We start from the raw sequence: 26,062 nt of genomic DNA, 5'->3' as shown, positions 1-26,062 counted from the left end.
TGAGCAGTCAGGGTGCGGGTGCTGAACTTTCCAGCAATGTCCTTAGGGCACTATCCCCGGCAACCTTCAGCCTGACCGGGAGGGTGATTACCTTTCGCCGGAATTTGTCCGGCAGGCGCACGGCATCCTTTTCCGTGGTGACAAGTTGTGCGTTTTGTTGCTTGGCCTCATTTTCCAGCCGGTTGAGAAGTGCAGTAGTCAACGGCTGATGGTCGTCCAGTGCCTCAGCCCGAATGATATCAGCCCCAAGGCCGCGCAAAGTGTTAAAGAACTTTTGCGGATGGCCGATGCCGGCAAAGGCCAGCACCCGGGTGCCGTTCCAGGGCATCCCGGTTTGCAGCGGCTCCAGCGCACCGGTGAAATGCGGCAGCCCCTGCAGCTGGTTGCCCCAGGCGGCGGCAAACTTCTGTTGGGCGGTATCCGTCCCCAGAGACAGGATGGCGTCGGCACGTTTCAGCCCAGTAGATACCGGCTCGCGCAATGGGCCCGCAGGCAGGCAGCGGCCATTGCCAAACCCTTGCTGAGCATCCACAACAACAAGCGACAGATCCTTGGCCACCGATGGATTCTGAAAACCGTCATCCAATATGATGACTGTGGCTCCTGCTGCGGCCGCCGCCTGGGCGCCTGCGGCCCGGTCCTTGGCGACCCATACTTCGCCAAAGGCGGCCAGCAACAGCGGTTCATCCCCGGTTTGCGCAGCCTCGTGCCGACCTGGAAACACCTGCACCGGCCCCTTCAGCGTGCCGCCGTAGCCGCGTGTCACAACATGCGGCTCGTGTCCCAGGTGGCGCAATGTCTCCAGCAGCCAGATCACTGTGGGCGTTTTGCCGGTACCGCCTGCGTTCAAATTACCGACGCAAATCACCGGGACACCCGGCGCGCCGGGAGTGCCCTTTGCAAGCCTGGAAGCGGTGGCGCGGGCATAGACCCAGCCGAGCGGCGCCAGCAAGGCGGCCCGCAGGTCAAAGGCGTTCGGTGGCTTGTGCCAAAAATCAGGGGGCCGCATGCGAAGCCTCTCGCTGGTCCAGCAGAACCTGGACCTTTTCCAGAAGTGTGTCAGTAGTTGCCGCACTTTCAGTTACACTCTGCCAGCCGGCCAAGGCCATTTCGGCAGCCTTGTCGGGCGCTGACAGGGCGACAACCGCATCTGCAAGTTCAGATTGCGTTAATACCGCTTGGGCCGCGCCAGCGGCTGCAAGTCTTTCATAGAGATCACGGTGCGCATGGACGCCCGGACCATGCAGCAGCGCAGATCCCAATGCGGCGGCATCCAGCGGTGACTGGCCCTGCGCTGCCGGGTCCAGGCTGCTGCCGATCAAGGCCGCGGGGGCGAGGCGGTACCATAGGCCCAGATCCTCGCCGCCGGTTAGCAGAACCTGCGTCAGGTCTTCCGGTTCAGCGCCGTCTTCCCAATCCGCAAAAGACAAGCCGCTGTTTTGCAGCAGGCTGCGGGCGGCGTCTAAGTTGGAATAATCGTCCAGGGCGACGACCAGCAGAAGCCGGTGCAGCAACCGCAGGGCAGATTTGTGCGCGTCCAATACGCGGGGCAGCTCGCTTAGTTTGGTATGGGCAGCCAGCCAGACAGGGCGGCTGCCCAGCGTTTGCTGCATGGCCGCAAGTTCATCATCATTGCAGCCGGGCGGAAGAGCGGACACCCGCAGTTTGCTGGCCAGCTCTACTCGTTCAATTGGAAAACCGACCCGGATCAGCCGGGCCTGAACGGCCTTTGACGGTGTCAGGATGCAGGTCAGCCCTTCCAGAAGGCGCCGCCGTTGATCCGGCAGCCAGCGGCTGGCACGGTTGGGCATTTCATCTTCCAGCAAATCTGCCAGCAGAACTCCGGTTCCCCGCTCGCGTAATTGCCGCAGCATGACCCGCCGTGCCGGAGTTCCGGTCCAGATGCAGGCGTCAGGTTGCCAGTGATCGAGGAAATCGCGGGACTCCGCCATCGTATCCTCTGCAAGCGGCCCGACAGGAATGTCGCAACCGACTGTTCCGGTCATCCGTAAACCAGGCTCCCAGCTTGCCAGAACCGAAAGATCAGGGCGCAAGGACTTAAGCCTGCGGCCGAGGTCGCAAAGAGCCAGGTAGCGTTCCGGCGTTGTGGCATGCACCCACAGCAGCTCGCCTCTTGGGCGGGGCTGCAGCACGGATTGGCGGCTGGGTGCGTTTGTTCGCCGTTGCATTTGGTTCGATCTGTTTTTTCCGGCCCAAAGTATCTGCAACATACCGGTTTGTCTGTGAAAAACTTGCGTCTGACCGTGGCGGGCCTGCGATGGCCGGATAAGGGTAAACCGGTTCAATGTCCAGCAATGCCTGGGCCGTTCGGGTTTAACGATCCCAGCAGAGCCTGGTGCAAGGGCCTGCTGGCAGCAATCACGCCGTTTAAGCGCGGGTTTGGATTATTGAAACGCAGCGGTTCGCCGTCCCGGTTCGTGATCGTGCCGCCGGCCTCCCGCACCAGCAGCTCGCCAGCCGCGATATCCCATTCCCAGCTGGGCCGCAGCGTCAGCATGGCCCCAAAGCGGCCATCCGCCACTTTGGCCAAGCGGTAAGCCAGCGACGGCCTATAGCTGCGGATGAACTCCGGTGGAGCTCCGCCAATCCAATGGTGGGCTTGCAGGTTCGGTTTGGCGGCAAGGACTTCGGAGCTGGCCAGCTCTGCGTTTGCGGAAACCTGGATGGGTTTGCCGTTGCACGCCGCGCCCCAGCCCTTGGCAGCAGTGAACATCAGCCCGCGCTGCGGCAGGTAGATCACCGCCGCCGTCACCTCGCCGTGTTCCGCAACCGCAAAGGAATGCGCCCAGGTGCGGGAGCCTTCTGCAAAGCTGCGGGTTCCGTCGATCGGATCGACAATGAACACCCGGTCGCGCGACAATCGCACGCCGCTGTCCTCAGTCTCTTCAGACAGCCAGCCGTACTTGGGCCGCGCCTTCTGCAGCATGTCTTCAAGCATTGCATTCACGGCCAAGTCGGCCTCTGTCACCGGGCCTGCACCGCCCGGCTTGTCCCAGCTCTTGGCTTCAGGGCCTGTGTAACGGCAGGCGATATCCCCGGCTCGTTCCGCCGCTTTCACAAGCAGGGAAAGGTCAGTTGCCGGCAAGGGTCATCCCTTCAATCAAGAGTGACGGGACCACTGTAGACAAGTGCCGGCGCGCGTCATTTGCAGGCACGATCCGGCGCAGCATGTCATGCAGGTTGCCTGCAATGGTGCATTCATTGACCGGGTAAGCAATCGCGCCGTTTTCAACCCAGAACCCAGATGCGCCGCGGGAATAGTCACCTGTGTTCGGGTTGATGGTGGAGCCGATCATAGAGGTGACGAGCAGCCCGGTGCCCATCTGCGCAATCAGGTCCTCGCGGCTGGCTTCGCCCTGCGTCAGCGCGATGTTCCACGTGGAAGGAGAGGGCACTCCGCCGATGCCGCGGGCGGCGTTGCCGGTGCTTTCCAGCCCCAGCTTGCGGGCAGAGGCGAGGTCCAGCGTCCAGCCGGTCAGCATCCCCTTGTCCACCACCGTGCGCTGGCGGGTTGGCAGGCCTTCGCCGTCAAAGGGGCGGGAGCCTGAAATCCGCGGCCGGTGCGGATCTTCGACAACGGACAGAGAGTTGGGGAGCACCTGTCGGCCGAGCGAATCTTTCAGCCAGGAGGAGCCGCGGGCAATTGCCGCGCCATTCGCGGCCGACATCAGATGCCCGATCAGGGATGAAGAAATGCGTTCGTCGAACAGGACCGGGAAGCTGCCGGTCTTGGGTTTGCGTGCACCCAGACGGGCAACGGCCCGCTCGCCTGCGGTAAGGCCAATTTCCCCGGCACTGCGCAGATCTTCTTGGAAGGTGCGGGAATCGCCGTCGTAATCCCGTTCCATGCCAGTGCCCGCGCCCGCGATCCCGGTGCAAGAGAGCGATCGGCCAGTACGCTGATAGCCGCCAGAAAAACCGTTGGTGGCTGCCAGATGCACCACGTGGCGGCCGTATCCGGCGGCGGCTGACTGTACTTGAGTGATGCCCTCGACCGCCTGGCAGGCTGCCTCGGCGGCCAGCGCGTCTGCCTGGAGGGAAGCCGGTTCCGGCTCTCCGCTTGGGTCTTCCAGCTCAAGTGCGGCAAGGTCCCAATCTTCGGCCAGCTGAGACGAATCGGCGAGGCCCGCGTAGGGGTCTTCTGGCGCTTCCTTGGCCATGGCGACTGCACGTTCTGCCATTGCGGCTATCGTTTCCGGACGCATGTCCGACGAAGACACCAGGGCCTGGCGTTTGCCGATAAACACCCGCAGACCCAGATCGGTGCCTTCTGAGCGTTCTGCATGCTCCAGCTTGCCTTCGCGGACTTCGATGCTGAGAGAGCTGCCCTCCGCTGCCATTGCGTCAGCGGCATCCGCGCCAGCCTTGCAGGCGGCATCGATTAGGGCGTGGCAAAGCGCTTCGGGAGACTGGGTCATGGGCACCTTCTGTTCTGCTCTCTAAAAGAGCTATCCAGTGAAGCGCCGTGCCGCAAGTGCAGGCCGCAAAAAAGGGGCTGCGTTTGGCAGCCCCTTTGCTGACCCCTTCAGGATTTTTATGCTTACTTAATGCGTTGTCCGTTGGCGTGGATCTGACCGCCTTCAGAGATTTCAATCTTCGAGGTCAAAGTGTCCTCGCCCTCGCCCGGCACAGCCAGCATTCCCATCATCATCCGCGCGCCCATGGCATCGCTGTCAGACATCAGGCCCATACCGATCAGCTTGTCGATCAGTGCGTTGGCACCTACCAGCTTGAGGTTGGCTTCGCCTGAGGGTGCAGGCATGCCGTCAAAGCTGACCAAGTCTTCATTGTTAAAGGTAAAATCGCCGGTGCCGGTCAACTCGGCGCCCGCCGCGGACACTTGCAGTTGTTTCACGGTCAGGGCGTTCAGCTCACCTGGCTGCTCATCACCCATTTCCACGGCTTCCATGGCTTCCGGGTCAAACAGGTCAAACAAAACCTTGCCCTTGCCAGCCAGGTCCAGAATGACTGTTGCTGGGTCATGCGGCAGCTGGCCGGTCGGGTCGACCATGCCCCACAGCATCTCCGGAACTGCAAAATCGCGCAGGGTGATACCCAGGGCGAAATCCTGCTCCGCGTCGGACTTGGCAAGCGGCATCATCAGCTTGAAACCAGTCTCCGCCATGCTGAGTGCCAGCGGGAACGGAATTTCCGAACCGGAGATATTCACGTTGGTGCCAACCTGTGAAACGTCGTAGGTCAGATGCTGCTTGTCCATTGCAACGGTGATTGCGCCGCCTTGGGAATTGCTTTCCATTGCGAAGCTTTCGCTGCCGTCCACCCCGGAGATTGCACCATTGCCGCCGGTAAAGGTGAATGTGCCGTCAAAAGCAAATCCTGCGTCCAGCAGCGCCGCCATATCCGGACCTTCCAAATCAGCAGGAACGGTGCTGGTGCCAGTGAAGTTAAGCCCTTGCAAAGCCCCTTTGAAAGAACCGGTGCCATTGCTTTCCGGATCGTTGAAACCCATGTCGTAGCTAAGGCTTTCAGCTGTCAGCGTTTGGTCGTAGCTGCGCGCTCCGGCGATTTTCATGTCAGTTCTTGTGGCAACGTCGTTCAAAACGATCCGTACTTTCGCCACCTCCGCTGGAACCGCTTCGCCGTCTGCGGTCAACTCGTCCAAGGTCAAAGTAACTTTGGAGGAGTTGTAGTCGTAGCTCATGCTTTCCGCGTCGCCGGCCACTTTCATCGGGCTGCCGTCATGGGCATAAATCAGCTTGCCGGAGAAGGTTTCTCCTTCACCGGAAAACTCAAACCCCATGGGAAATTCCGCCGGTAGAAGCACGTTTACAGTGCCGTCACCGTTTTCCACGAATTGGATCTGCGGGAAGCTGATTGTGCCGGAACCGTCTTCTTCCGGGATAGGCATTACCATAGCAACATCGGAGACGGTCAACGTATTGCCGGACACGGCCTCGGAGCCGGAAACACTATAGCCAGTGCTGGTCAGATAGGCTTTCCAGTCGGCCCAGACATCCTGAGCGCTGAGATCAGCCAGCGCTCCCTGGGCGGAAACAACCAAAATTGCTGCTGCGGCTCCGCCGCGCGCAAAATTAACGGACATAAGAGAACCTTCCTCTGAGAGATAATTGAAATCATCGTCGGCCCGGCGGGCAGCGCCGTCAAGGGGGCCATGGGCTGGACCGTTCCCCCTAACCGCTTTACCACATGGGTTATCAGTCACTTGGAGGGACGGCGGATGGATTTCAACGGAAAAACAATTGCAATCACCGGAGCCAGCCGCGGAATTGGCGCGGATGCAGCCCGTGTATTTTCTGCCGCCGGGGCCAATCTGGCCTTGCTGGCAAGGAGCGCGGACGCAATGCAGGCCCTCGCGGAGGAGATCGGCGGAAACGTGCTGACCTTCGCCTGCGATGTGGCAGATTTTGCTTCCGTGGAGGCCGCATTGGGCACGGCGTATCAGGAATTTGGCAGCCTTGATGTCCTGATCAACAATGCAGGTGTGATCGAGCCCATATCCCGGCTGGAAAATGCGTCATCAGATGAGTGGGGCAAGCTGATCGACATCAACCTGAAAGGCGTTTTCAATGGCATCCGGGCCGCATTGCCGCTGATGAAGCCGGTGGGTGGTGGCACCATTATCACCGTAAGCTCCGGCGCCGCGCACCGGCCGCTTGAGGGGTGGAGCGCCTATTGTGCTTCTAAGGCCGGTGCGGCGATGCTGACTTCGGCGCTTGATCTGGAGGAACGCGCAAATGGCATCCGCGCTATGGGCCTGTCGCCAGGAACGGTTGCGACCCGGATGCAGCGTGAGATCAAGGCCAGCGGCATCAATCCGGTGAGTAAGCTGGACTGGGAAGATCACATTCCAGCAGAGTGGCCGGCCCGGACGCTGATGTGGATGTGTACGCCGGACGCAGACGGCTGCATCGGCCAGGAAGTTTCACTGCGCGAGGATAGCATCCGGAAACGGGTGGGCCTGCTATGATCGGGCTGGAGGTCGCGGAAAACGGTCAGTGGACCGTTACTATCAATCGGCCAGACAAGGCGAATTCACTGACTGAGGCGATGCTGACTGAACTGGCGGACATTGCCGAACGCGCGCAGGAGGCCCGCGGGCTGATCCTGACCGGCACCGGCAAAGTGTTCAGCGCCGGCGCTGATCTGGACGAGGCGCGGGCAGGCTTGGCGACCTCGCCGGTGTGGGAACGGCTGTCGGCGGCAATGGCTGCTGTGCCTTGCCTCAAGGTGGCCGCGCTGAACGGCACATTGGCGGGTGGCGCCAACGGTATGGTTTTAGCCTGTGACATTCGTATTGCGGTGCCGTCGGCCAAGTTCTTTTACCCGGTGATGAAGCTCGGCTATTTGCCGCAGCCTTCGGACGCAGGCCGTATGGCGGCGCTGATCGGGCCCGCCCGCACCAAGATGATTCTGGCGGCCGGGCAGAGGATCACCGCGCAGGAGGCATACGGCTATGGCCTCGTGGACCGGATCGTAGAGCCTGAGGCCTTGCTGGAAACGGCGGAGGACTTGCTGACCCATTCGCTGGAGGCTAAGCCGGAGATCGCTGCGGGCATCCTGAGGATGTGCCGGTGAAGCGGCTGTCAGGGCTTCAGCTTCAGGTTGAAGATCCGGAGCGACTGGCTGGTTTCTATACGGATGTGTTCGGCATGGAGGCCCGGATTGATGGTGATGCCTGGCGCGCCGGTTATGCCGGCGGCGATGCAGACTTGATCCTGCTGCCCGGTGGAACCCGGGCGCCGCATACTCGCGATGAGCGCTATTGGAAAACCGGTATCTGCCTGCCTGATCTGGACCTTGCTTGCGAGCAGTTGCGTCAAAAGGGGGTGGCGGTTTCGGCACCGCACCAGTTCCGCGATATCGGCTATATGGCACATCTGCACGATCTTGAGGGATTTTCGATAGAGCTTTTGCAGCATGATTTTTTGGGCAACCGGCCCGGTGGTGCTGGCGATCCTGCACTGCCGCTAGGCGGCGGTGCGCATGTCGGGCAGATCACTTTGCGCACCGGGGACATCGCTGCCGAACTTGCCCTGCGTGCCGACATGAAGCTCTTGTCGGTGCAGGAGGTAGCGGAGTTCGGGTTTGATCTGCATTTCCTGGCCTTCACCGAAGAGACGCCGCCAGATCCGGACCTGCGGTCAGTGGCGAACCGTGAATGGCTTTGGCGGCGGCCGTATACAACGCTGGAGTTCCAGCACATCCCTGGGGCGCAGCTGCGCGACAGCCCGGCGTTTATGGGGCTTGAAATTAGTTAGCGTTTGCGGCGCTTGCCTGGGACACTGGAGCGAAACTCCGGCGGGCGTTTGCGGACCCAGGCGATGAATTTCGCCAGCCGCGGATGGGATTGCAGTGCCTGCAGGGAGTTGAAGTCGCGGGCCAGTTCCGCTTCTGTCAGCGTGGCATGGATTTCGCGGTGGCAGATGTCATGCAGCAGAACGGTTGGTCCGCCCTTGCCTCCTTTCAATTTTGGGATCAGATGGTGCAGGCTTTGCGGAACACCCTCTGGAATGGGGCGGCCGCACAGCGGGCAGACCGGATCAGACATGCACTGGCCTCAACTGGTTTCGTGCGGATACTAGATACGCCCTCACCACGGGCTGGCAAGGGGGTGGCATGACAGAGGCGTGGGACGCAGTGGTGGTTGGAGCCGGGCCAGCCGGGCTCATGGCTGCGGAAGAGCTGGGCCGGGCCGGGCACCGGGTGCTGGTGGCTGAGGCCAAACCGTCAGCTGCGCGCAAGTTTCTGATGGCGGGCAAGTCAGGCCTGAATCTGACCAAGGACGAACCGTTCGATCAACTGATCACCCGCTACGGTGACGCTGCTGACTGGCTGGCGCCGATAATTCGGGTCTTTGATGCCCAGGCTGTGAAGAGCTGGGCGAGGGGGCTTGGTAGCGAGTTATTCACCGGCTCAACCGGCCGCGTGTTCCCGAAGGTGATGAAAGCATCGCCGCTTTTGCGTGCCTGGCTGCGGCGTTTGGACGGGTACGGTGTGCATATCCGGACTCATTGGCGCTGGGCGGGTTGGGACGGCGCAACTCTTGAGTTTGAAACGCTGGGCGGACCGAAGCGTATTGAGGCAGCGGCCGTTGTCCTGGCGCTGGGTGGTTCGAGCTGGGCGCGGCTGGGATCGGATGGCGCGTGGAGGCCGTTGTTGCAGGAAAGAGCGGTGGACGTCTCGCCGTTCAAACCCGCTAATGCCGGCCTGATAGCAGAATGGTCCGAATATATGGTGCCGTACTTTGGCCAGCCCCTGAAAGGTATTGCGCTGCGGTCTGGCGATCTGGTGTCGCGCGGCGAGGCGGTGATTTCGGAACGAGGCTTGGAGGGCGGCGGCATCTATTCCATTTGCGCTGCGGTTCGGGACGGTGCGGCGCTGCACATGGATCTGTTGCCAGACCTCGAAGAGGCGGAGGCCGCCCGCCGCCTGTCTCGTCCGCGTGGCAAGGCAAGTTTTTCAAACCATCTGCGCAAGACCTTGAAGCTGGCTCCGGCAGCTGCAGCGCTTTTGCAGGAGTTCGGGCGTCCGCTGCCTCAGGATCCAACGGCCCTGGCACAGCTGATCAAGGCGCTGCCGGTGAAGCACGCTGGCCTGCGTCCGATGGATGAGGCGATTTCGACGGCCGGCGGAGTGTGCCGCGAAGCGCTGGACGGAGGCCTGATGCTTAAACAGATGCCGGGAACGTTCTGCAGCGGAGAGATGCTGGATTGGGAAGCTCCGACGGGCGGCTATCTGCTGACTGCCTGTCTGGCAACAGGGCGCTGGGCCGGGCGTGCGGCAGCGGATTACTTAGCGAGTTCGGCTACCCGCTGAAATGCTGGGCGTTCCCGCATCCGCTTGCCGTAGTCTTGCAGTTTTTCGCTTTCTACCGGGAACTTGGCGCTGCGTGCCCAATTCAGGCAATGGGTGCAGATGATGTCGGCAATGGTAAAGTTCTCTCCCATAAGGAAGGGGCCTGCTATCTTGGTTTCCAGCCGGGTCAAGTTGTGGGCGAATTCCCATTTCAGGCTGGCTTTCACCTCAGGCACCCGCTGATCCTCGGGCAGGATGAAGCTGTGGCGGGCTGCGGCCCAGAGAACGGCGTCGACCTCGTCTAGTAGCAGGTGAGTCATCGCGTCCTGCTTAGCGCGGGCCACGGTGCCGGCCGGGGCGGTCAGTGCACCATGCTTATCAGCCAGATAAGTGAGTATGGCGGTCGAATCGGTGATGACCTCACCCTCCACCTGCAGCACCGGTACCTTACCAGAGACATTCAGCGCCTGAACTTCCGGGCTGCGGGGGCCGTGCTGATTGAGTTCGTAAGGCGCGCCAAGCTCTTCAAGCGCCCAGAGCACCCGGAAAGTGCGGGTGAGCGGGATGCCGGTGACCGTATACATCGTCTCTCTCCTGTTGTGTGCAGCTAAGATGAACTGCTCAGAGGAGCGGATCAAGGCAAGGCGGCCGGGTTAGCGGGCGCGACTCAGCATGGCAAGACGGATCAGGGCGCGCTCCATCAGAGCCAGCGCAGGGGCGGTCTGCCCCGCTGAACGTAGGGCAAGATCGGTGTCTGTGATGATCGTGAGCGCGGTTTCCAGACGGTTTGCACCCCAGTTTTGCGCTTGCCGCAGCATCCGGTCGCGGCGCTTTCCGTAGAGCGGCGGGCGCAGCTGGCCGATGCCTTGGGCCGGGCCGCCGGGGGCCGCGGCGATGGTGTACAGCGTGCGGAAATGCCGGGTGGCCCCGATACAGAGGGTCACCGCATTGGTGCCCTGCGCCTGCAGTCGGCGGATCAGCGGGCCGATTTCGGGGCTGCGTCCCTCGGCCACCACGTTCAGCACGTCATCCAGCGCGGCCTCGGTCGATTGCGGGGCCACGGCGCCGATGTCGTCCAGCGACAGCGGGCTGGTGTCGCCGTGTTTGTAGAGCGCCAGCTTCTCGATCATGCGGGAGAAATCGCCGGGACCGATGTCGTTCGCAATGTCTGACAGCGCCGACATGCTGTCGCCAGGAACATCGCGGATACCGACCTCTCCCAGGATCCGTTCGATTTCGGCGCGCGAGGGAGGGTCGTCATAGATCCCAACCGCATAGGCGTTGTTGTGGCCTTCAAACGCTTTGCGCAGCTTGGAGGTGGCCTTGAGCTGCCCGGCCGTGACCACGATCTGCGCGTCGCCCGGCTGCCATTCCTCCAGCGCCGCAGTGATCGCAGGTGTCGCGGTGTCATTGGCGCCTTCGACAAAGACCGCACGGACGCCAGGGAAGAAACCCACGGCCTTCACTGCATCCAACAGCTGCGCAGGGTCCTTGCGCAGGTCGCCGCCGGGCAGGCGGCTGAGGCGCATTTCCTCCTCGGCCCCAGGGCCAAGCAGGGCCGCCAGCACCTGCTGCCGCTTGAGTGACACGCGCATTGCATCGGCGCCATAGATCAGGATGCCGGTCTTGCCCGGATCGGGCTTGGCGAAATAGCCATCCGCCTCGCGCGGCGAGAGTTTCATTCGACAAGTGCGGAGAGATCCGCAGTTGCTAGGATCTGCGCAGTGATCTGATCGGCCAGAATCACCATCAGTCGCTCATGCGCGTCGCGTTCGCCCGCCAGGGTCTCCACGGTGGAGCCGGTGGCGGAATAGCCGGTGAAGTTCTGCACCGTGCCACTGGAGGCGACCTTGCCATCGGCCAGGCGGGTCAGCGAATAGCCAGCCGTTCCGATCACCGAATAGCGAGTAATCTCATTGTCTGCGGTAATCGCCTGGCCTTCTTCCTGCGTGCGCAGCGTCAGGTCGAGCTTGTATGCTGCGCTGCCGCCGCGGCCCAGGCGCTGTTCCAGGTTCTGCACCAGGAAATAGGCATCCGTTCCGCTGGCTGTCTTGACCTCTTCCGGCGCCTGAACCACGATCTGGCCATGCAGCGCGGCGCCGGTGCCGCCGGGGGCATACACCGGGGTAAAGCCGCAGGCCGCTGCGGTCAGGGGCAGGGCCAGCAGCAGGGTTCTGCGGTCAAGCAACGACATTCACAATCCGGCCCGGCACCACGATCACCTTCTTCGGCGCGCCGCCATTCAGCGCCTTTTGCACAGCTTCGTGCGCCAGAGCGAGTTTTTCAACCTCTGCCTTGTCCAGATCCTTAGCAACTTCGATTTCGCCGCGGCGTTTACCGTTGATCTGGATCGGCAGGGTGACGGTGTTCTCGACCAGCATCGCCTCATCCGCGACCGGCCAGGGCGCGGTGGCCACCAGGCCTTCGCCACCCTGATGGTTCCAGATATCCTCCGCCAGATGCGGTGTCATCGGCGCCATCAGCTGGGCCAGGGTCATGATCGCCTGTTTCTGCACCTTGGCGCTGGCCTTGGATTTGGCGAGCGTGTTGGTGAAGGCGTAAAGCTTGGCAATTGCCGCATTGAAGCCAAAGGAATCGACACCCAGGGTCACGTCGCGGATGCATTTGTGCATCTCGCGCAGCAGATCCTCGTCGCCTTGGCCTGCCGCTTCCGGATCCATCTCGCCAATCCGGTCGCACAGGTTCCAGACCCGGTTCAGGTGCTTGTAGGCCGCTTCGGCCCCGGCTGCGGTCCATTCCACATCGCGCTCGGGCGGCGAATCGGACAGAACGAACCAGCGCGCGGTGTCGGCGCCGAAGGACGAAATGATGTGCAGCGGGTCGACTACGTTGTTCTTGGACTTGGACATCTTGGCCGACGGGATGATCTCCACCTCGGTGCCGTCCTTCAGGAAGCCCTTGCCGTCGCGCAGCTCCACTTCCTCGGGGTAGTGGTAGACCGGGCGGTGGTTGTCGCCGGTGGTCTTGTAGATCGCGTGGGTCACCATGCCTTGCGTGAACAGTGCGTCGAAGGGTTCTACCGATTTCTGGGGCAGGTGGCCGCAGATCTGCATCGCGCGGGCAAAGAAGCGCGAATAAAGCAGGTGCAGAATCGCATGCTCAATGCCGCCGATGTATTGGTCGACGTTCATCCAGTATTCGGCATCGGCCATATCGGTCGGAGTTCCGGCGCGCGGGGCGGTGAACCGGGCAAAGTACCAGGACGAATCGACAAAGGTATCCATGGTGTCGGTTTCGCGCTGCGCAGGCTTGCCGCAGGAGGGGCAGGCGCAGTTGCGCCAGCTTGGGTGGCGGTCGAGCGGGTTGCCTGGCACCGAGAAGTCGATGGCTTTGCCATCTTCATCATAGGGCAGGGCGATCGGCAGGTTCTCTTTCCTCTCCGGCACCACGCCGCAGTCTTCGCAGTGGACCACGGGAATCGGGCAGCCCCAGTAGCGCTGGCGGGAAAGCCCCCAGTCGCGCAGGCGGTATTTAGTGACGCCCTGGCCCCAGCCGGCCTTTTCCGCAAAATCGACGGTGGCATTGATTGCTTCCTCGCCGGTTGCCTCGGTCAGCCCGGCAAAGTGGTCAACCCACCGGACCTTTTCGGTCTTCGGCGGGACAAAGGCCTCGTTTGCGACCGGGGAATCATTGTCCAGCGCAAAGAAAGTATCTGTGACCGGCAGGTTATACTTGCGGCAGAAATCCAGGTCGCGCTGGTCATGGGCCGGGCAGGCGAAGATTGCGCCGGTGCCATAGTCCATCAGGATGAAGTTGGCAATCCAGACCGGCAGCTCCCAATCCGGGTTCAGCGGGTGCTTCACGCGGATGCTGGTGTCATAGCCCAGCTTTTCAGCGGTCTCGATGGCTTCCTCGGTGGTGCCGCCCTTGCGGCACTCAGCAACAAAGGCTGCAACTTCTTCCGATTCGGCTTCCAGAGCCTTGGCAATCGGGTGGTCTGGCGAGATGCCGACAAAGGACGCGCCCATCAGCGTGTCGGGGCGGGTGGTATAGACTTCAATCGGCTCGCCGCCATCGGTGCGCTCAAACGAGAACTGCAACCCGCGCGACTTGCCGATCCAGTTTTCCTGCATCAGGCGGACCTTGGCAGGCCAGTTCTCAAGCGTATCCAGCGCCGACAACAGCTCCTCGGACATATCCGAGATCTTGAAGAACCATTGCGTGAGCTCGCGACGCTCCACCAGCGCGCCGGAACGCCAGCCGCGGCCGTTCTCGACCTGCTCGTTGGCCAGAACGGTCATGTCGACCGGGTCCCAGTTCACTACCGCGTTCTTGCGGTAGACCAGGCCCTTTTCCAGGAAATCGAGGAACAGCGCCTGCTGCTGGCCGTAATACTCCGGATCGCAGGTGGCAAACATCCGGGACCAATCAAGCGACAGGCCCAGCGGTTTCATCTGCTCGACCATGGTGTCGATGTTCGAATAGGTCCAGTCCTTCGGATGCCCGCCCGAGGCCATCGCGGCGTTTTCGGCCGGCATGCCAAAGGCGTCAAACCCCATTGGGTGCAGCACGTTATGGCCGGTCGACAGCTTGTAGCGCGCGATCACGTCGCCCATGGTGTAGTTGCGCACATGGCCCATGTGCAGCTTACCTGACGGGTAGGGGAACATCTCCAGCACATAATACTTTGGCTTATCGCCGGTGCGCTTGGCCTGGAAAATCCCGGCCTTGTCCCAGGCTTCCTGCCATTTAGCTTCGATTTCCGTGGCGGAGTAACGCGACATCAGAGCGGTCCTTTGCATGAAAACGCCGGGCTTCGGGCCCGGCGCTTCTGATAATGGGGTTTGGCTGGCGATTCCAGAGGGCAGCGGGTCAGAGGTTCTTATCCGCAATCCTTAGCTGCCGGGCACGGGAGAGAATCGCATCTTCAACCGCGCGTGTGGTGCTGGCGCTGACCGGGCCACCTTTGGACTGCAGGGCAACATTCAAAGACCGCGCATCCAGTGCTGGATCTTTAATGTGCACGGTCGCCCGGTAGGACTTGCCTCCGCCGGGCGGCGTGCCGTAGCCTGTGATGATGACACCTGTGAACGGATCCACGGATTGCACCGGGAGGAAGCTCAGAACGTCCAAGCTGGCGGTCCAAAGGTAGCGGTTCACCTGCACATTTTGATCAGGCTTGCCACGGAACACGTCCCAGATAGAGGATTGCTTGCCTTGGGCCGCGGCCTCATCAACCGGTAGGCGGTCCTTGCCTAGTTGCGTGCCGTCCGGGACCCGGTCTCCGCTGCCGCCGCACGCGGCCAGAGTGAAGCATAATGCGCCGGCCAAATTTGCCTGCAAGGTTTTTGTTCTGATCATAACCGCTCCCGGAGCCAATATCTGGATCTGGGCGAACACCTAGCGCAAGCGGCGCAGGCGGAGCAAGTGCCTTGCTCCTTATATGGATGCCGTGAGGCGGCCAGGTAAGCCAGGCCGCTGTTCAAAGGTGGTTTCAGGCAACTCCTCCACTGTTTGTACTGTCCTGAGGGAGTTGTGATGAGGTGGACTGTGGCAAAGCTGCACCATCCCGGACTGCATCGTTTCCCTCAACTTTCCCAAGACTTGCCAAAACGGGGGCGAAAGAGCGAAACCCCTTGGCATACCCACGCCGGATTCCCCGGTTTGGGCTTACAGATTAGAAAACCGAGGGAAAAACTATGAAAAAGGTTCTCTTCGCGACCACCGCGCTGATCGCCACCGCTGGCATGGCTGCGGCTGAAGTCCGCCTGTCCGGCTACGCACGTTTTGGCCTGGACTACAACGAAGCCAACAAAAACGTTGTTGGTACCTCCGACACCAACATCACCAGCCGTTTCCGTCTGACCATCGACGCGTCGACCGAAACCGACAGCGGCGTGACCGTTGGTGCCCGTCTGCGTGCACAGAGCCGTGACCGTGACGGTGGCGATGCCCGTCGTCAGGCAACCTTCAACAACCCTCAGTTCTACGTTGCTTACGGCGGTCTGCGTGTGAACGCTGGCCAGCTCTGGGGCGCAGTTGACAGCGTTCGCGGCCTGTACATCAACAGCCTGTCTGTTGGCACCGGCATCGACGGCATGGACTTCAACTCGGTCGCAATCAAAGGCGCAGGCTGGGACTCCTTCACCTCCGCGGCGATCGGCCCGGTTGGTGTTGAAGCCATCTACTCCGCAGGCGGCTTCACCGGCCACATCTCGCACTCGCAGCGTAACGGCGGCACTGTTGCTGGTACCGCAGGCGGCGAATCGCGCACTGCAGTCGCTCTGTCCTACTCCTTCAACGATTTCTTCGTTTCCGGTGCATACCAGTCGTCCTCCGACGGCCCGACCATCACCAAGAACGGCGCAACTGTTGAAGCAAACGACGACGTTGTGTTCGTTGCAGCTGGCGCAGACTTCGGTCAGTTCGGCGCAACCGTTTCTTATGGTCAGACCGAGCGCGCAGACAGCGTTACCCTGGCTGGTGAAGCAGAGATCGGCGCTTCTTCGAACCTGATCGCATGGGTTAACTCCGCAGACGTTGACGCTGGTGTGGCAGCAGCTGACCAGACCGTGACCGATGGCACCTCCTTCGGCATCAACTACGAGTATGACCTGGGCGGCGGCGTGACCTTTGTTGCCGGCTATGTGAACTCGGCAGCTGACGACGACGATCAGCAGGTTCAGGCAGGTCTGCACTTCAGCTTCTAAGCTGAAGCACGCCTAGCGTGATTTGGGGCGGGTTCTTTCGGGGGCCCGCCCTTTTCTTTTGCCTCTTAACATTTCCTGGCAAACAGTGTTCTTTGCGGCCAAACAGATATGAGGCCCATCCAATGCCGCTTGAAGATATCAAATCCAAGATTGCCAAGGCTGAAGCGAAAGCCGGACGTGCTGCAGGCAGTGTTCAGCTGATTGCGGTATCCAAGGTGCAGCCGAATGAGCGTGTGGAATCCGTTTTGCAACAGGGACACCGCTGCTTTGGCGAGAATAAGGTGCAAGAGGCCGCAGGCAAATGGCCTGGCTTCGCACAGAATTTTGACGGGATTGACCTCCATCTGATCGGCCCCCTGCAGACCAATAAGGCCCGCCAGGCGATGGAGCTGTTCGATAGCATCCATTCGTTAGACAGGCCCAAGCTTGCAAAAACGCTGGCCCGGGTGGCGCAGGAACTAGGCAAATGCTCTGAGCTGTTTGTTCAGGTCAACACCGGTGAAGAAGAGCAGAAAGCGGGTGTCCTGCCTGCCGACGCAGATGCTTTCATTGCGGAGTGCCGTCAGCTGGGCCTGCCCGTCAAAGGGCTGATGTGCATTCCGCCTGTCGACGAGGAGCCGAGCCTGCATTTTGCCCTACTAGCCAAGATTGCTGAACGAAACGGGCTGCAAGGCTTATCCATGGGCATGAGCGGAGATTTCGAGAAAGCAATTGCCCTCGGTGCCACTCATGTGCGTGTCGGTTCTGCTATTTTCGGTGACCGCACGTATTGAGGCGCAAAACTCTTTGAAGAGTTTTGCCAAGACTTTTTAAAAAGTCTTGGTCCCGTCAGGCGCTGGCCAAGGGCGGCACAAGGACCCGGGTGCCGGGCTGCACCCAGGCAGCAAGCCAATGCAGATCGGCGCGGGAGAAGGCAATGCAGCCCTCAGTCGGGTAACCGGGCCGGCGCCATTGGTGGATGAAAATGGCTGAGCCCCTGCCAGGAACGGCATTTGGCCAGTTCCAATCAGTGAACAGAATGAGATCATACATCGGGTCTGCCCGGCGCAGGTGCTCATGGCTGAAGCCGTATGGTGCCCGTACATGCCGGTTGTAGTCCGTATCACTTTGATCATCGGACCAAAGATCCCTTGGGCCAATCGATTTGGCCCAAGCTGCGGGGCGCGCGAGCCTGTCAGGACGGTAGAACATGCCTGCTATGCGATGCAGGCCAACAGGAGTGGCGCCATCCCCTTCCCGCTTGCCGGCAGACAGCCCGCCTTTGCCGATCGTGCAGGGCAACAGCCGCCCCATGAAGCGCACGCCGCGCGGTGTCAGAACCAGATCCGCAGGCGATATCACAGCATATGGCCGGATTTACGGGCCTTTGTGGCCAGATAGTGCTGATTGTGAGCGTTCTCACCTACTTTCAGCGCCACACGCTCTGCCACCTTTACTCCGGTCTTTTTCATCATTGCGATCTTGTTGGGATTGTTGGTCAGCAGCCGGACCTGGGAAAAACCCAGCTTCTGAAGAATAGCGGCGCCTAGGCGGAAGTCACGCTCATCATCCTCAAATCCAAGCCGGTGATTGGCCTCCACCGTATCAAATCCCTGATCCTGCAGGGAATAGGCCCGCATTTTGTTGGCAAGGCCGATGCCCCGGCCCTCCTGGTTCAGATAGAGCAAAACGCCCGCACCTTCTTCACCCATCTGTGCTAAGGCACCGCGCAGCTGCGGCCCGCAATCGCATTTGAGGGAGCCGAGAACATCACCGGTGAAACAGGCGGAATGCAGCCTGGCCAGTACAGGTTTTGACCGGTCCGGACGGCCGATTTCCACCGCGTAGTGCTCTTCGGCGCCATCTTCCGGGCGATAGATATGCAACCGGCCTGCTTCGGCTGCGTCCATTGGCAGCCGGGCCGCAGCAACCGGATGAAGGGGCGAGCTTTCGCTGAGCAAGGGCCCTGCAGCAAGGCGCGACAGGGCAGTAAGCCCGTGAGCGGCGGCAAATCCGGATGCATCACTGATGGGAACAAGCGCGGCCGCAGGCAGCAAACGAGCAGACTTCACCAGAGCAATCGCCAGCCTATGCAGCTCGGCAGAACCGCCGCGAAGGCTGGAAACCGGGCCTTTCATCGGTGTGTTCAGATCGTCTGCCGGATCTGCCAAAGACTGAATCCACTTCAGATCTTCCGCGGCCGGAACCTCGATACGGGCAATGTCCTGGTCATATACACGTGCTTTCAGCGTTTCCGCCCGCCTGGCGGTCAGCGCCAGCGACAAGCTGCCCAACGCGCGCAAATCTGCAAGGCGCTGGCTGTTCAAGGCTTCCACACTGATCGCCAGAGCAGCCTCCTGCCCATCGGTCAGCACCACCGGAAGGCCCATACGCAGATCAACCCGGGCGCGGGCCAGCAGTTCGATCATAGTGGGCATCAGGCTCATGCGGGGAATCCGGTGTTATTTTGTAACAAAGGCTCGCTGTCTTTACGCCTAAATGCAACGGATGTGAAACATTTTCCATGCCATGGACACGTCGGCGTGAGAGTTTTGCAGCAAATCTTGCCGGCGGCGTGAAGGATACGCATGTGTGGTCAGGAGAACAGGAGGGCGAGCCGATGGCGCAACTAAAGAAAATTTTGCTGGTTGATGACGATGAGGACCTGCGTGAGGCCTTGAGCGAGCAGCTGGTGATGACCGAGGACTTCGATGTCTTCGAGGCCGAAAACGGCCAAAGTGCAATGGAGCGCGCCAAGGAAGCTCTTTATGACTTGATCATTCTTGATGTCGGCCTGCCGGACACCGATGGCCGCGAGCTGTGCCGCCTGATGCGCAAGCAGGGGGTGAAGGCGCCGATCCTGATGCTGACAGGCCACGACAGCGACGCTGACACCATCCTGGGGCTGGATGCAGGCGCCAACGACTATGTCTCCAAACCGTTCAAGTTCCCGGTGCTGCTGGCCCGTATCCGTGCCCAGCTGCGCCAGCATGAGCAATCGGAGGATGCGGTCTTTGCCCTGGGACCGTATACATTCAAACCGTCGATGAAGCTCCTGATCACCGAAGACGACCGCAAGATCCGGCTGACCGAGAAGGAGACCAACATCCTCAAGTTCCTCTACCGCTCCAGCGACGGGGTTGTGCCGCGCGATGTGCTGCTGCACGAGGTTTGGGGCTACAACGCGGGTGTCACCACCCACACGCTGGAAACACATATCTACAGGCTGCGGCAGAAGATTGAGCCCGATCCGTCGAATGCGCGCCTGCTGGTGACGGAATCAGGCGGATACCGCCTGGTGGCCTGAGCTATAGGCCTGTTGACGCAGATCAAAGAGGCAACTGCACCGCATCTTTAGACTGCACATGATCCCGCGCATATCCGGGTTACGGTATGCACCTCCCTGTTGGACTTGGCCGGGCTGCGTGCCCGGCCTCTTTTTTGCCAGGGGCACATGGAAAGTTCCGACCCGGGCGCATAATCGCCTCTGGCCCTTCCTTGCCCGGACAGGCAGTATCGCGCCGGAACCCGGAACACATGATGAGGCGCGCGATGCCATTTACCCTTGCCACCTGGAACATCAACTCGGTCCGCCTGCGCGAGCCGATCGTGCAGAAACTGCTGCAGGAAGAAGGCCCGGATGTGCTGTGCCTGCAGGAATGCAAGAGCCCGGTGGAGAAGATCCCGATGGAGGGGTTCGCGGCACTTGGCTACAGCCACATGATTGCCCGCGGGCAGAAGGGGTATAACGGGGTTGCCATCCTGTCGCGGCTGCCGATCGAGGATATCGGCGACAAGGATTTTGCCGGTCTCGGCCATGCCCGCCATGTGGCCGGGCGGTTGGAGAACGGTGTGGTGATCCACAATTTTTATGTGCCCGCAGGTGGCGATGTGCCGAACCGGGAGCAGAACGAGAAGTTCGGCCAGAAGCTCGACTACCTGACGGACATGCGCGACTGGTTCAAGGCAGAGAAGCCGGAGAAGTCGATCCTGGTGGGCGACCTCAACATTGCCCCGCGCGAGGACGATGTCTGGGACCACAAGAAGCTGCTCAAGGTTGTGAGCCACACACCTATCGAGGTCGAGCATTTTGCTGACGTGATGGAAGCGGGCGGCTGGTCCGACGTGACCCGGAACGACCTCCCCGACGGCCGCCTTTACAGCTGGTGGAGCTACCGGGCCAAGGATTGGGACGCTGCCGACAAAGGGCGCCGTCTGGACCATGTCTGGGCCACGCCGGACATCCGGAATGCGGCCCACTCCAGCCGGATTTTGCGCGATGCCCGCGGCTGGGAAAAGCCCAGCGACCATGCGCCAGTCTTTGCAACATTTGATCTGTGACGGCAGGTGGGGGGGCTCCCGCCTGATCCTGGGTCTCCATAGGCGACCCGTCTCAGTTGGTCATGGTACTGCGCTGGCGCGCAGTGCGGGTACACCGCAAGGGTCCTGGCGCAGCCGGGACCCGCTGCCGGTGGTGAGAGCGCTTCGGCTAACGCAGCCAGCTTTTGTATTCCGGGTGCTGGTCCCGCATGTCCTGATAGAGCCACACCATCCGGTCCACGAACCAGAGCTTGCCGCCTATCATCAGCACCAGCCCGCAAAGGGTCAGCCCCGGGTCAAACCGCCAAAGCCCCAGCAACCAGGGCAGGGCAGCCAGGCCTGAAATCCAGGCCAGCCCCTTTGCCCAGCGGATGTGATGCGCCGGAACCGGCACTTGCCGGCGGTTCAGGAAAACCCGCTCCCCGAATGTTCCGCGGGATGCCCAGCTATCCGTGCCCGCAGGCGGGCCAAAGGCGCGCGGGTTCCAGCACGTCCATGCCAGAACAAGTGCTACGGGCAGCAAAGCCCCCCAGCCAAACCAGACTCGCGACCAGATGGCCAGCGTCATCAGCGGCAGGATCGTCATGCGGCTGAAGACGCTCCAGGGGTTTGCGTGCCGCGCCCAGGCGGCCTCATCCATGCGCATCAGTCTTTCGGAGGCGGCAAAGAGATCGAACCGGCGGCAGGCCATTGGCAAACTCCTCTCTTGGTTTCCGGCGCGCAGGATTCCATATAGGGGGCAAGTTCCTAGCGGAGAACAATCTGATGAGCGAAATTCTTGGCAGCGCCGCACCGGCGGGCGACCTGATCAAAGACGTGACTGAAGCCACCTTTATGCAGGATGTCGTGGACGCATCCATGCAGGCCCCAGTGATCGTGGACTTCTGGGCACCCTGGTGCGGGCCCTGCAAAACACTGGGCCCGATGCTGGAGGCTGCTGTAACCAAAGCCAAGGGTGCGGCCACGATGGCCAAGGTCAATGTGGATGAGAACCAGCGCCTGGCACAGGCCTTGGCACAGCAAGGCCTGCCTCTGCAGTCGATCCCGACCGTTGTGGCCTTCGTTCAGGGGCGCCCGGTCGATATGTTTCAGGGCGCTCTGCCTGCCTCGGAAATTGATGCCTTCGTGAAGAAGGTGATCGAAGCGGCGGGTGGCTCTGCCGACGGAGGCCTTGGCGAAGCGCTTGAAGCGGCAGAACAGATGCTGACCGAAGGTGCGGTGGCAGACGCGGTCCAGACCTTTGCCGCGATTCTGGGCGAGGACGGCAGCAACGCCGCAGCCTTTGGCGGGCTGGCCCGGGCGCATATCGCGCTGGGTGACTTGGATCAGGCCGAGGCGGTTCTTAACGGCGCGCCTGCAGAAATTGCAGGTGCTGCAGAGATTGAAGCGGTTTTTGCTCAAATCGAACTCGCCCGGCAGGCCGAGAATGCTGGTCCGGTAACCGAACTGCGGGCCGCTGTGGAAGCAAACCCGAATGACCTGCAGGCACGTTTCGATCTGGCGCAGGCGCTTCACGCGGCGGGGGATGCCGAGGCCGCCGTGACGGAATTGCTCGAGCTTTTCCGGCGTGATCGGGAGTGGAATGATGGTGCGGCGAAGGCCCAGCTGTTCACTATTTTCGACGCGCTCAAACCGAATGATCCGGTGGTTCTGAACGGGCGGCGCAAACTCAGCTCAATGATATTTGCCTAAGGCCGGGCCAGCACTACAGTCTGACCCATGATCCAGCCAGCTGATCTGCCGGACACGGTTGCCGTGTTTCCTTTGCCCGGGGCGCTTCTGCTGCCCCGGTCCCGGCTGCCCCTGCATATTTTTGAACCGCGATACCTACAGATGCTCGAGGACACGCTGAAAACGCGTCAGCGTTTGATTGGCATGGTGCAGCCCTGCCATGGCGGGCAGAGCGACGGGGAAAAGCTGCACAGCATAGGGTGCGCCGGGCGTGTGACCCAGTTTTCCGAGACAGAAGACGGGCGTTATCTGGTCACCCTTTCCGGTGTCTCCCGGTTCAGGATTATTCAGGAGGCTGACGGCTTTACTCCCTATCGGCGCTGCGATGTCAGCTGGACTGGCTTTGAACGGGATCTTGGCCGGACAGAAGCGGACAAGAGCCTCGACCGTCCCGCGTTTCTGGATCTTCTGGAGCGCTTCTTTTCTGCCCGCAGCCTGTCGACGGATTGGGAGGCGCTGAAAGAGGCGGACGATGAGCTGCTGATCAATTCATTGGCGATGCTTCTGGAATTCGATCCCGAGGACAAACAGGCCTTGCTCGAGGCGCCCTGCCTTGCCACAAGGCGGGAAACGCTTGTCACTTTGATCGAGTTTGCCCTGCGCGGCGGCTCCCAGGAGGAAACTCTGCAATGACCGAAACTCAGGCACCTGCCTTTGACCGCCGTATGCTGGAAGCGCTGGTCTGCCCGCTGACCCAGACGGTGCTGGAGTACGATGCCCAGGCGCAGGAACTGGTTTCGCGTGCGGCCAATTTAGCCTTTCCGATCCGCAACGGGATTCCGGTGATGCTGGTGGATGAGGCGCGCGCGTTGGATTAACCCGGCTGGCGCCGCAAATTTCCCCTAGATCGCCTGCCCTTTCAGCAGCCGCGGCAAATCGCCGGTAAGGCCGGCCGCCTCGCGCACGAAACCGCGGCGCAGGCCGGGGATGGCACCTGCGAGCCCCATGCCGATGTCCCGGCCCAGGCGCAGCAGCGGGTTGGCGTTGGAAAACAGCCGGTTGAACACGTCAGTCGCCGCTGCCAGTGAGGCAGTGTCGAAACGGCGCCATTGCTGATAGCGCTCCATCACCAGAGAGGAGCCGATGTCTTCGCCCCGCCGGGTGGCCTCGGTGATTACTTCTGCCAGTGCGCCAACATCGCGCAGGCCGGCGTTCAAGCCCTGGCCCGCAATCGGGTGCATCCCGTGCGCGGCATCGCCGATCAGCGCCATTCGCTCTCCGATGAAGCTGTTGGCGATGGTCAGGTTTAACGGGTAAGTGAAACGTTTCCCGGCTAGGGAAATCTGCCCTAGGAAATCACCGAACCGAGGCCGCAGCGCCTGAATGTAATCCGCGTCATCCAAGGCGTGGATCGCCTTGGCGGTCTCGGTCCGCTCGCTCCACACAATCGACGACCGGTTGCCCGGCAGCGGCAGGATCGCCAGCGGCCCGGGCGGCATGAAGAACTGATGGGCAATGCCGTGGTGCGGTCTTTCATGGTCGATGGCGCAGACTAGCGCGGTCTGGCCATAGTCCCAGCCGGAGCGCTTGATCCCCGCCCGTTGCGCGGTGCCGCTGCGGCGCCCGTCGGAGCCGACCAGAACCTGGCCGCGCAGCTCTCCGCCGTCATCCAGGGTGACTGTCACGCCGGTCTGATCCGGCGCCTGTGCGACCACGGTGCGTCCGGACACCAGAGTAATACCGGGCGCGTCCTCCATCGCCTGCAGGAAGGCGCGGCGCAGGAAACGATCCTCAACCATGTAACCCATCGGTCCTTCTTCCAGCTCAGCATGGTCGAAGTGGATGAAAAACGGCGATGACCCATGGCCCGCGTGGCCGTCGGTCACCTTGATCTCCAGCATGGGTTGCGCGCTGTCTCCAACGTGCTGCCACACACCTATCTGCCGCAGTAGCCGCTGCGAGGCCAGCGCCAGGGCGTAGCCGCGGCCGTCAAAGGCTTCATCAGCCAGCTTGTCCGGGGTCAGAGAGTCGACCACGGTTACGCTGTGGCCGGTTTGAGCCAGGGCCAGGGCCAGGGCCGGACCATTCAGCCCGCCGCCTACGATCAGGATATCGGACGCATTTTTCATGCCCCGCAATATGCGCTTGCTGACGGGATTGTCCATGCAGGAAGCGCGGGATTGTACCTGCGTCCTGCTGCCGCTACCGTCACCATCAGCTGCCAAGGGGAGAGATGCTGATGCAAGACTGGCTAACGATGACTGCCGCCGATCTGGGACGCGGGATTGAGGCCGGTGAGATTAGTCCGGTGGCACTGGTGCGTTGTTATCTGGATGCTATCGACGCGCACCCCCTGAAAGACCGGATCTACGCGCAAGTGACCTATGACCGCGCGCTGGCGGAGGCAGAAGCGGCTGAGCAGCGTGCTGGTCTGGGCTTGCGCCGCTCGCTCTTGGATGGGGTGCCGGTCAGCTGGAAGGACCTGTTCGACAGCGCCGGCACCGCAACCGAATCCGGTTCAGACCTGCTCAAGGGGCGGGTGCCGGATCAGGATGCCGCCGTTTTGACCAATGCAACGCTCATGGGCACGGTCTGCCTCGGCAAAACCCACATGAGCGAGTTGGCGTTCTCCGGTCTTGGCTTCAACCCGGTCAAGGAAACACCACCCTGCGTCAATGACCAGAACGCCGCCCCCGGCGGGTCGTCCTCGGGCGCGGCAGCCTCTGTGGCTTACGGGCTGGCAGCCGGCGGAATCGGCTCTGACACGGGCGGTTCCGTCCGCATCCCTTCCGCCTGGAACGATCTTGTGGGGCTCAAGACAACCTCCGGCCGGATAACGCTGGAGGGTGTTGTGCCCCTGTGCCTGAAGTTCGACACCGTCGGCCCGCTGGTCCGGTCTGTCGAAGATGCGGGGCTGCTGCTGGGCGTGCTGGAAGGGGTCGCGGGTCCAGACCTGCGCAACTCTGGATCCCTGAAAGGCCGCCGGTTTGCCGACTTGCAGAATGTGGCGCAGGAGGATCTCGATCCGAAAGTTGCTGCCGCCCACAGCGAAACGCTGCAAAGGCTGAAAGACTCCGGGGCGGAGATCGTGCCGCTGGAGGTGCCTGCGCTGGACGAGGCGATGGGCCTCAGCCCGATTCTCTACACGACCGAGGCCTATGGCCTGTGGAAGGACGTGATTGAGGCGTCGCCGCAACTGATGTTCCCGGAAATCCTGGAGCGATTCCGCACAGGGGCGCAGTTCAGCGGTTCGGATTATGTCGCCGCTTGGGCCAAGCTGGAGCAGTGCCGCATGACCTGGGATCATGCCGTGGCGGGGTTTGATGCAGTGCTCAGCCCCGTCTCTCCAATTCTGCCACCCAATCTGGACCGGCTGCAAAGCGACCACGACTATTACGTTCGCTCCAACCTGATGGCGCTTCGCAACACCCGGATTGGCAACCTGATGGGGCTGTGCGGCCTGTCGCTGCCCACTGGCACTCCCAGCTGCGGGCTGCAGGTGCTGGGGCAGCCGGACTGCGAGGAAGCTTTGCTGCGCACCGGCGCCGCGATCGAGGCCGCCTTGGCCTGAAAGCCACATTCGGACCAGCGGCCGCATCACCGGGTGGACGCATCCGCCCACC

Annotated in this window: 27 protein-coding genes; 12 read left to right on the top strand and 15 right to left on the bottom strand. The window is 61.6% G+C overall.

The window, feature by feature from the left end; genetic code table 11:
- Window positions 1-7: 7 nt before the first annotated feature.
- The 5 genes from lpxK to ACXAHG_RS06230 form a co-directional block, all read right to left on the bottom strand.
- The gene (lpxK, locus tag ACXAHG_RS06250; RefSeq protein ID WP_475056427.1) at window positions 8-1,009 is read right to left on the bottom strand and encodes a tetraacyldisaccharide 4'-kinase; all 1,002 of its coding nucleotides are present in this window, start codon (window positions 1,007-1,009) and stop codon (window positions 8-10) included.
- Window positions 996-2,189, bottom strand: a complete 1,194-nt coding sequence (locus ACXAHG_RS06245; protein ID WP_475039986.1) for a 3-deoxy-D-manno-octulosonic acid transferase — start codon at window positions 2,187-2,189, stop codon at window positions 996-998. The genes lpxK and ACXAHG_RS06245 overlap by 14 nt, the downstream gene beginning before the upstream one ends.
- 113 nt (window positions 2,190-2,302) lie before the next feature.
- Window positions 2,303-3,106: an inositol monophosphatase family protein gene (locus ACXAHG_RS06240; protein WP_475056426.1), complete on the bottom strand. Its 804-nt coding sequence runs from the start codon at window positions 3,104-3,106 to the stop codon at window positions 2,303-2,305.
- Window positions 3,093-4,439 (bottom strand): TldD/PmbA family protein, encoded by a 1,347-nt coding sequence (locus tag ACXAHG_RS06235; RefSeq protein WP_475056424.1) that lies wholly within the window; start codon window positions 4,437-4,439, stop codon window positions 3,093-3,095. Before ACXAHG_RS06235 ends, ACXAHG_RS06240 begins: the two co-directional genes overlap by 14 nt.
- 122 nt (window positions 4,440-4,561) lie before the next feature.
- Window positions 4,562-6,085, bottom strand: coding sequence for a DUF2125 domain-containing protein (locus tag ACXAHG_RS06230; RefSeq protein ID WP_475056422.1), 1,524 nt, complete (start codon window positions 6,083-6,085; stop codon window positions 4,562-4,564).
- Window positions 6,086-6,220: 135 nt separating this feature from the next.
- Here ACXAHG_RS06230 and ACXAHG_RS06225 point away from each other — a divergent pair, with 135 nt between their 5' ends.
- Genes ACXAHG_RS06225 through ACXAHG_RS06215 form a run of 3 tightly spaced genes read left to right on the top strand, consistent with a single transcriptional unit; the run spans window position 6,221 to window position 8,261 of the window.
- On the top strand, window positions 6,221-6,970 hold the full coding sequence (locus tag ACXAHG_RS06225) for an SDR family oxidoreductase (protein ID WP_475039983.1): 750 nt from the start codon (window positions 6,221-6,223) through the stop codon (window positions 6,968-6,970).
- Complete coding sequence (locus tag ACXAHG_RS06220; RefSeq protein ID WP_475039982.1) at window positions 6,967-7,578, top strand: enoyl-CoA hydratase/isomerase family protein; 612 nt, start codon at window positions 6,967-6,969, stop codon at window positions 7,576-7,578. Before ACXAHG_RS06225 ends, ACXAHG_RS06220 begins: the two co-directional genes overlap by 4 nt.
- Window positions 7,575-8,261, top strand: a complete 687-nt coding sequence (locus ACXAHG_RS06215) for a VOC family protein (protein ID WP_475039981.1) — start codon at window positions 7,575-7,577, stop codon at window positions 8,259-8,261. Before ACXAHG_RS06220 ends, ACXAHG_RS06215 begins: the two co-directional genes overlap by 4 nt.
- Here ACXAHG_RS06215 and ACXAHG_RS06210 read toward each other — a convergent pair.
- Window positions 8,258-8,551 (bottom strand): HNH endonuclease family protein, encoded by a 294-nt coding sequence (locus ACXAHG_RS06210; RefSeq protein WP_475056420.1) that lies wholly within the window; start codon window positions 8,549-8,551, stop codon window positions 8,258-8,260. The genes ACXAHG_RS06215 and ACXAHG_RS06210 overlap by 4 nt on opposite strands.
- Window positions 8,552-8,619: 68 nt before the next feature.
- On the opposite strand from ACXAHG_RS06210, the gene ACXAHG_RS06205 reads away from it, so the two are divergent.
- Window positions 8,620-9,819 carry a TIGR03862 family flavoprotein gene (locus ACXAHG_RS06205; RefSeq protein WP_475039979.1) on the top strand — a complete coding sequence of 400 codons (1,200 nt, stop codon included), beginning with the start codon at window positions 8,620-8,622 and terminating at the stop codon, window positions 9,817-9,819.
- On the opposite strand, the gene ACXAHG_RS06200 is transcribed toward ACXAHG_RS06205, so the two are convergent.
- From ACXAHG_RS06200 to ACXAHG_RS06180, 5 genes are all read right to left on the bottom strand, one after another.
- A complete protein-coding gene (locus ACXAHG_RS06200) occupies window positions 9,792-10,382 on the bottom strand; it encodes a glutathione S-transferase family protein (RefSeq protein ID WP_475039978.1) in 591 nt (196 codons plus the stop codon). The genes ACXAHG_RS06205 and ACXAHG_RS06200 overlap by 28 nt on opposite strands.
- A 69-nt stretch (window positions 10,383-10,451) precedes the next feature.
- Window positions 10,452-11,480: a DNA polymerase III subunit delta gene (gene holA, locus ACXAHG_RS06195; RefSeq protein WP_475039977.1), complete on the bottom strand. Its 1,029-nt coding sequence runs from the start codon at window positions 11,478-11,480 to the stop codon at window positions 10,452-10,454.
- Entirely contained in the window at window positions 11,477-11,992 is a 516-nt protein-coding gene (gene lptE, locus ACXAHG_RS06190) for an LPS assembly lipoprotein LptE (RefSeq protein WP_475039976.1), read from the bottom strand. Before lptE ends, holA begins: the two co-directional genes overlap by 4 nt.
- Window positions 11,979-14,543 carry a leucine--tRNA ligase gene (gene leuS, locus ACXAHG_RS06185; RefSeq protein ID WP_475056506.1) on the bottom strand — a complete coding sequence of 855 codons (2,565 nt, stop codon included), beginning with the start codon at window positions 14,541-14,543 and terminating at the stop codon, window positions 11,979-11,981. The genes lptE and leuS overlap by 14 nt, the downstream gene beginning before the upstream one ends.
- Window positions 14,544-14,631: 88 nt before the next feature.
- Window positions 14,632-15,120: a DUF3576 domain-containing protein gene (locus ACXAHG_RS06180; protein WP_475039974.1), complete on the bottom strand. Its 489-nt coding sequence runs from the start codon at window positions 15,118-15,120 to the stop codon at window positions 14,632-14,634.
- A gap of 338 nt (window positions 15,121-15,458) precedes the next feature.
- On the opposite strand from ACXAHG_RS06180, the gene ACXAHG_RS06175 reads away from it, so the two are divergent.
- The gene (locus ACXAHG_RS06175; protein WP_475039973.1) at window positions 15,459-16,469 is read left to right on the top strand and encodes a porin; all 1,011 of its coding nucleotides are present in this window, start codon (window positions 15,459-15,461) and stop codon (window positions 16,467-16,469) included.
- Window positions 16,470-16,591: 122 nt separating this feature from the next.
- Window positions 16,592-17,242 carry a YggS family pyridoxal phosphate-dependent enzyme gene (locus ACXAHG_RS06170; protein ID WP_475056418.1) on the top strand — a complete coding sequence of 217 codons (651 nt, stop codon included), beginning with the start codon at window positions 16,592-16,594 and terminating at the stop codon, window positions 17,240-17,242.
- Window positions 17,243-17,297: 55 nt separating this feature from the next.
- Here ACXAHG_RS06170 and ACXAHG_RS06165 read toward each other — a convergent pair whose 3' ends face one another.
- Both ACXAHG_RS06165 and ribA read right to left on the bottom strand, forming a co-directional pair.
- The gene (locus tag ACXAHG_RS06165) at window positions 17,298-17,807 is read right to left on the bottom strand and encodes a L,D-transpeptidase family protein (protein ID WP_475045176.1); all 510 of its coding nucleotides are present in this window, start codon (window positions 17,805-17,807) and stop codon (window positions 17,298-17,300) included.
- The gene (gene ribA / locus ACXAHG_RS06160) at window positions 17,807-18,895 is read right to left on the bottom strand and encodes a GTP cyclohydrolase II (protein ID WP_475039971.1); all 1,089 of its coding nucleotides are present in this window, start codon (window positions 18,893-18,895) and stop codon (window positions 17,807-17,809) included. Before ribA ends, ACXAHG_RS06165 begins: the two co-directional genes overlap by 1 nt.
- A gap of 173 nt (window positions 18,896-19,068) precedes the next feature.
- Between ribA and ACXAHG_RS06155 the strand changes: the two genes are divergently transcribed.
- Window positions 19,069-19,755, top strand: a complete 687-nt coding sequence (locus ACXAHG_RS06155; protein WP_039164198.1) for a response regulator transcription factor — start codon at window positions 19,069-19,071, stop codon at window positions 19,753-19,755.
- Between the two features lie 245 nt (window positions 19,756-20,000).
- Window positions 20,001-20,789: an exodeoxyribonuclease III gene (locus tag ACXAHG_RS06150; RefSeq protein ID WP_475039970.1), complete on the top strand. Its 789-nt coding sequence runs from the start codon at window positions 20,001-20,003 to the stop codon at window positions 20,787-20,789.
- Between the two features lie 148 nt (window positions 20,790-20,937).
- Here ACXAHG_RS06150 and ACXAHG_RS06145 read toward each other — a convergent pair whose 3' ends face one another.
- Window positions 20,938-21,459 (bottom strand): DUF6653 family protein, encoded by a 522-nt coding sequence (locus ACXAHG_RS06145; protein ID WP_475056417.1) that lies wholly within the window; start codon window positions 21,457-21,459, stop codon window positions 20,938-20,940.
- A gap of 74 nt (window positions 21,460-21,533) precedes the next feature.
- Here ACXAHG_RS06145 and ACXAHG_RS06140 point away from each other — a divergent pair, with 74 nt between their 5' ends.
- From ACXAHG_RS06140 to ACXAHG_RS06130, 3 genes are read left to right on the top strand one after another with little or no spacing between them, the layout of a single operon-like run.
- Window positions 21,534-22,460, top strand: a complete 927-nt coding sequence (locus tag ACXAHG_RS06140) for a tetratricopeptide repeat protein (RefSeq protein WP_475056415.1) — start codon at window positions 21,534-21,536, stop codon at window positions 22,458-22,460.
- Between the two features lie 27 nt (window positions 22,461-22,487).
- Window positions 22,488-23,132: an LON peptidase substrate-binding domain-containing protein gene (locus ACXAHG_RS06135; RefSeq protein WP_475056414.1), complete on the top strand. Its 645-nt coding sequence runs from the start codon at window positions 22,488-22,490 to the stop codon at window positions 23,130-23,132.
- Entirely contained in the window at window positions 23,129-23,317 is a 189-nt protein-coding gene (locus ACXAHG_RS06130) for a Trm112 family protein (protein ID WP_475039966.1), read from the top strand. Before ACXAHG_RS06135 ends, ACXAHG_RS06130 begins: the two co-directional genes overlap by 4 nt.
- A 24-nt stretch (window positions 23,318-23,341) precedes the next feature.
- On the opposite strand, the gene ACXAHG_RS06125 is transcribed toward ACXAHG_RS06130, so the two are convergent.
- Window positions 23,342-24,568, bottom strand: coding sequence for an FAD-dependent monooxygenase (locus ACXAHG_RS06125; protein ID WP_475056413.1), 1,227 nt, complete (start codon window positions 24,566-24,568; stop codon window positions 23,342-23,344).
- Window positions 24,569-24,678: 110 nt separating this feature from the next.
- Between ACXAHG_RS06125 and ACXAHG_RS06120 the strand changes: the two genes are divergently transcribed.
- Window positions 24,679-26,010, top strand: coding sequence for an amidase (locus tag ACXAHG_RS06120; RefSeq protein WP_475056411.1), 1,332 nt, complete (start codon window positions 24,679-24,681; stop codon window positions 26,008-26,010).
- Window positions 26,011-26,062 lie beyond the last annotated feature (52 nt).

Source organism: Leisingera sp. ABD4_442, assembly GCF_056160905.1.
Note: the sequence above shows the minus strand (reverse complement) of the source record. Positions and strands in the feature narration are given on the sequence as shown.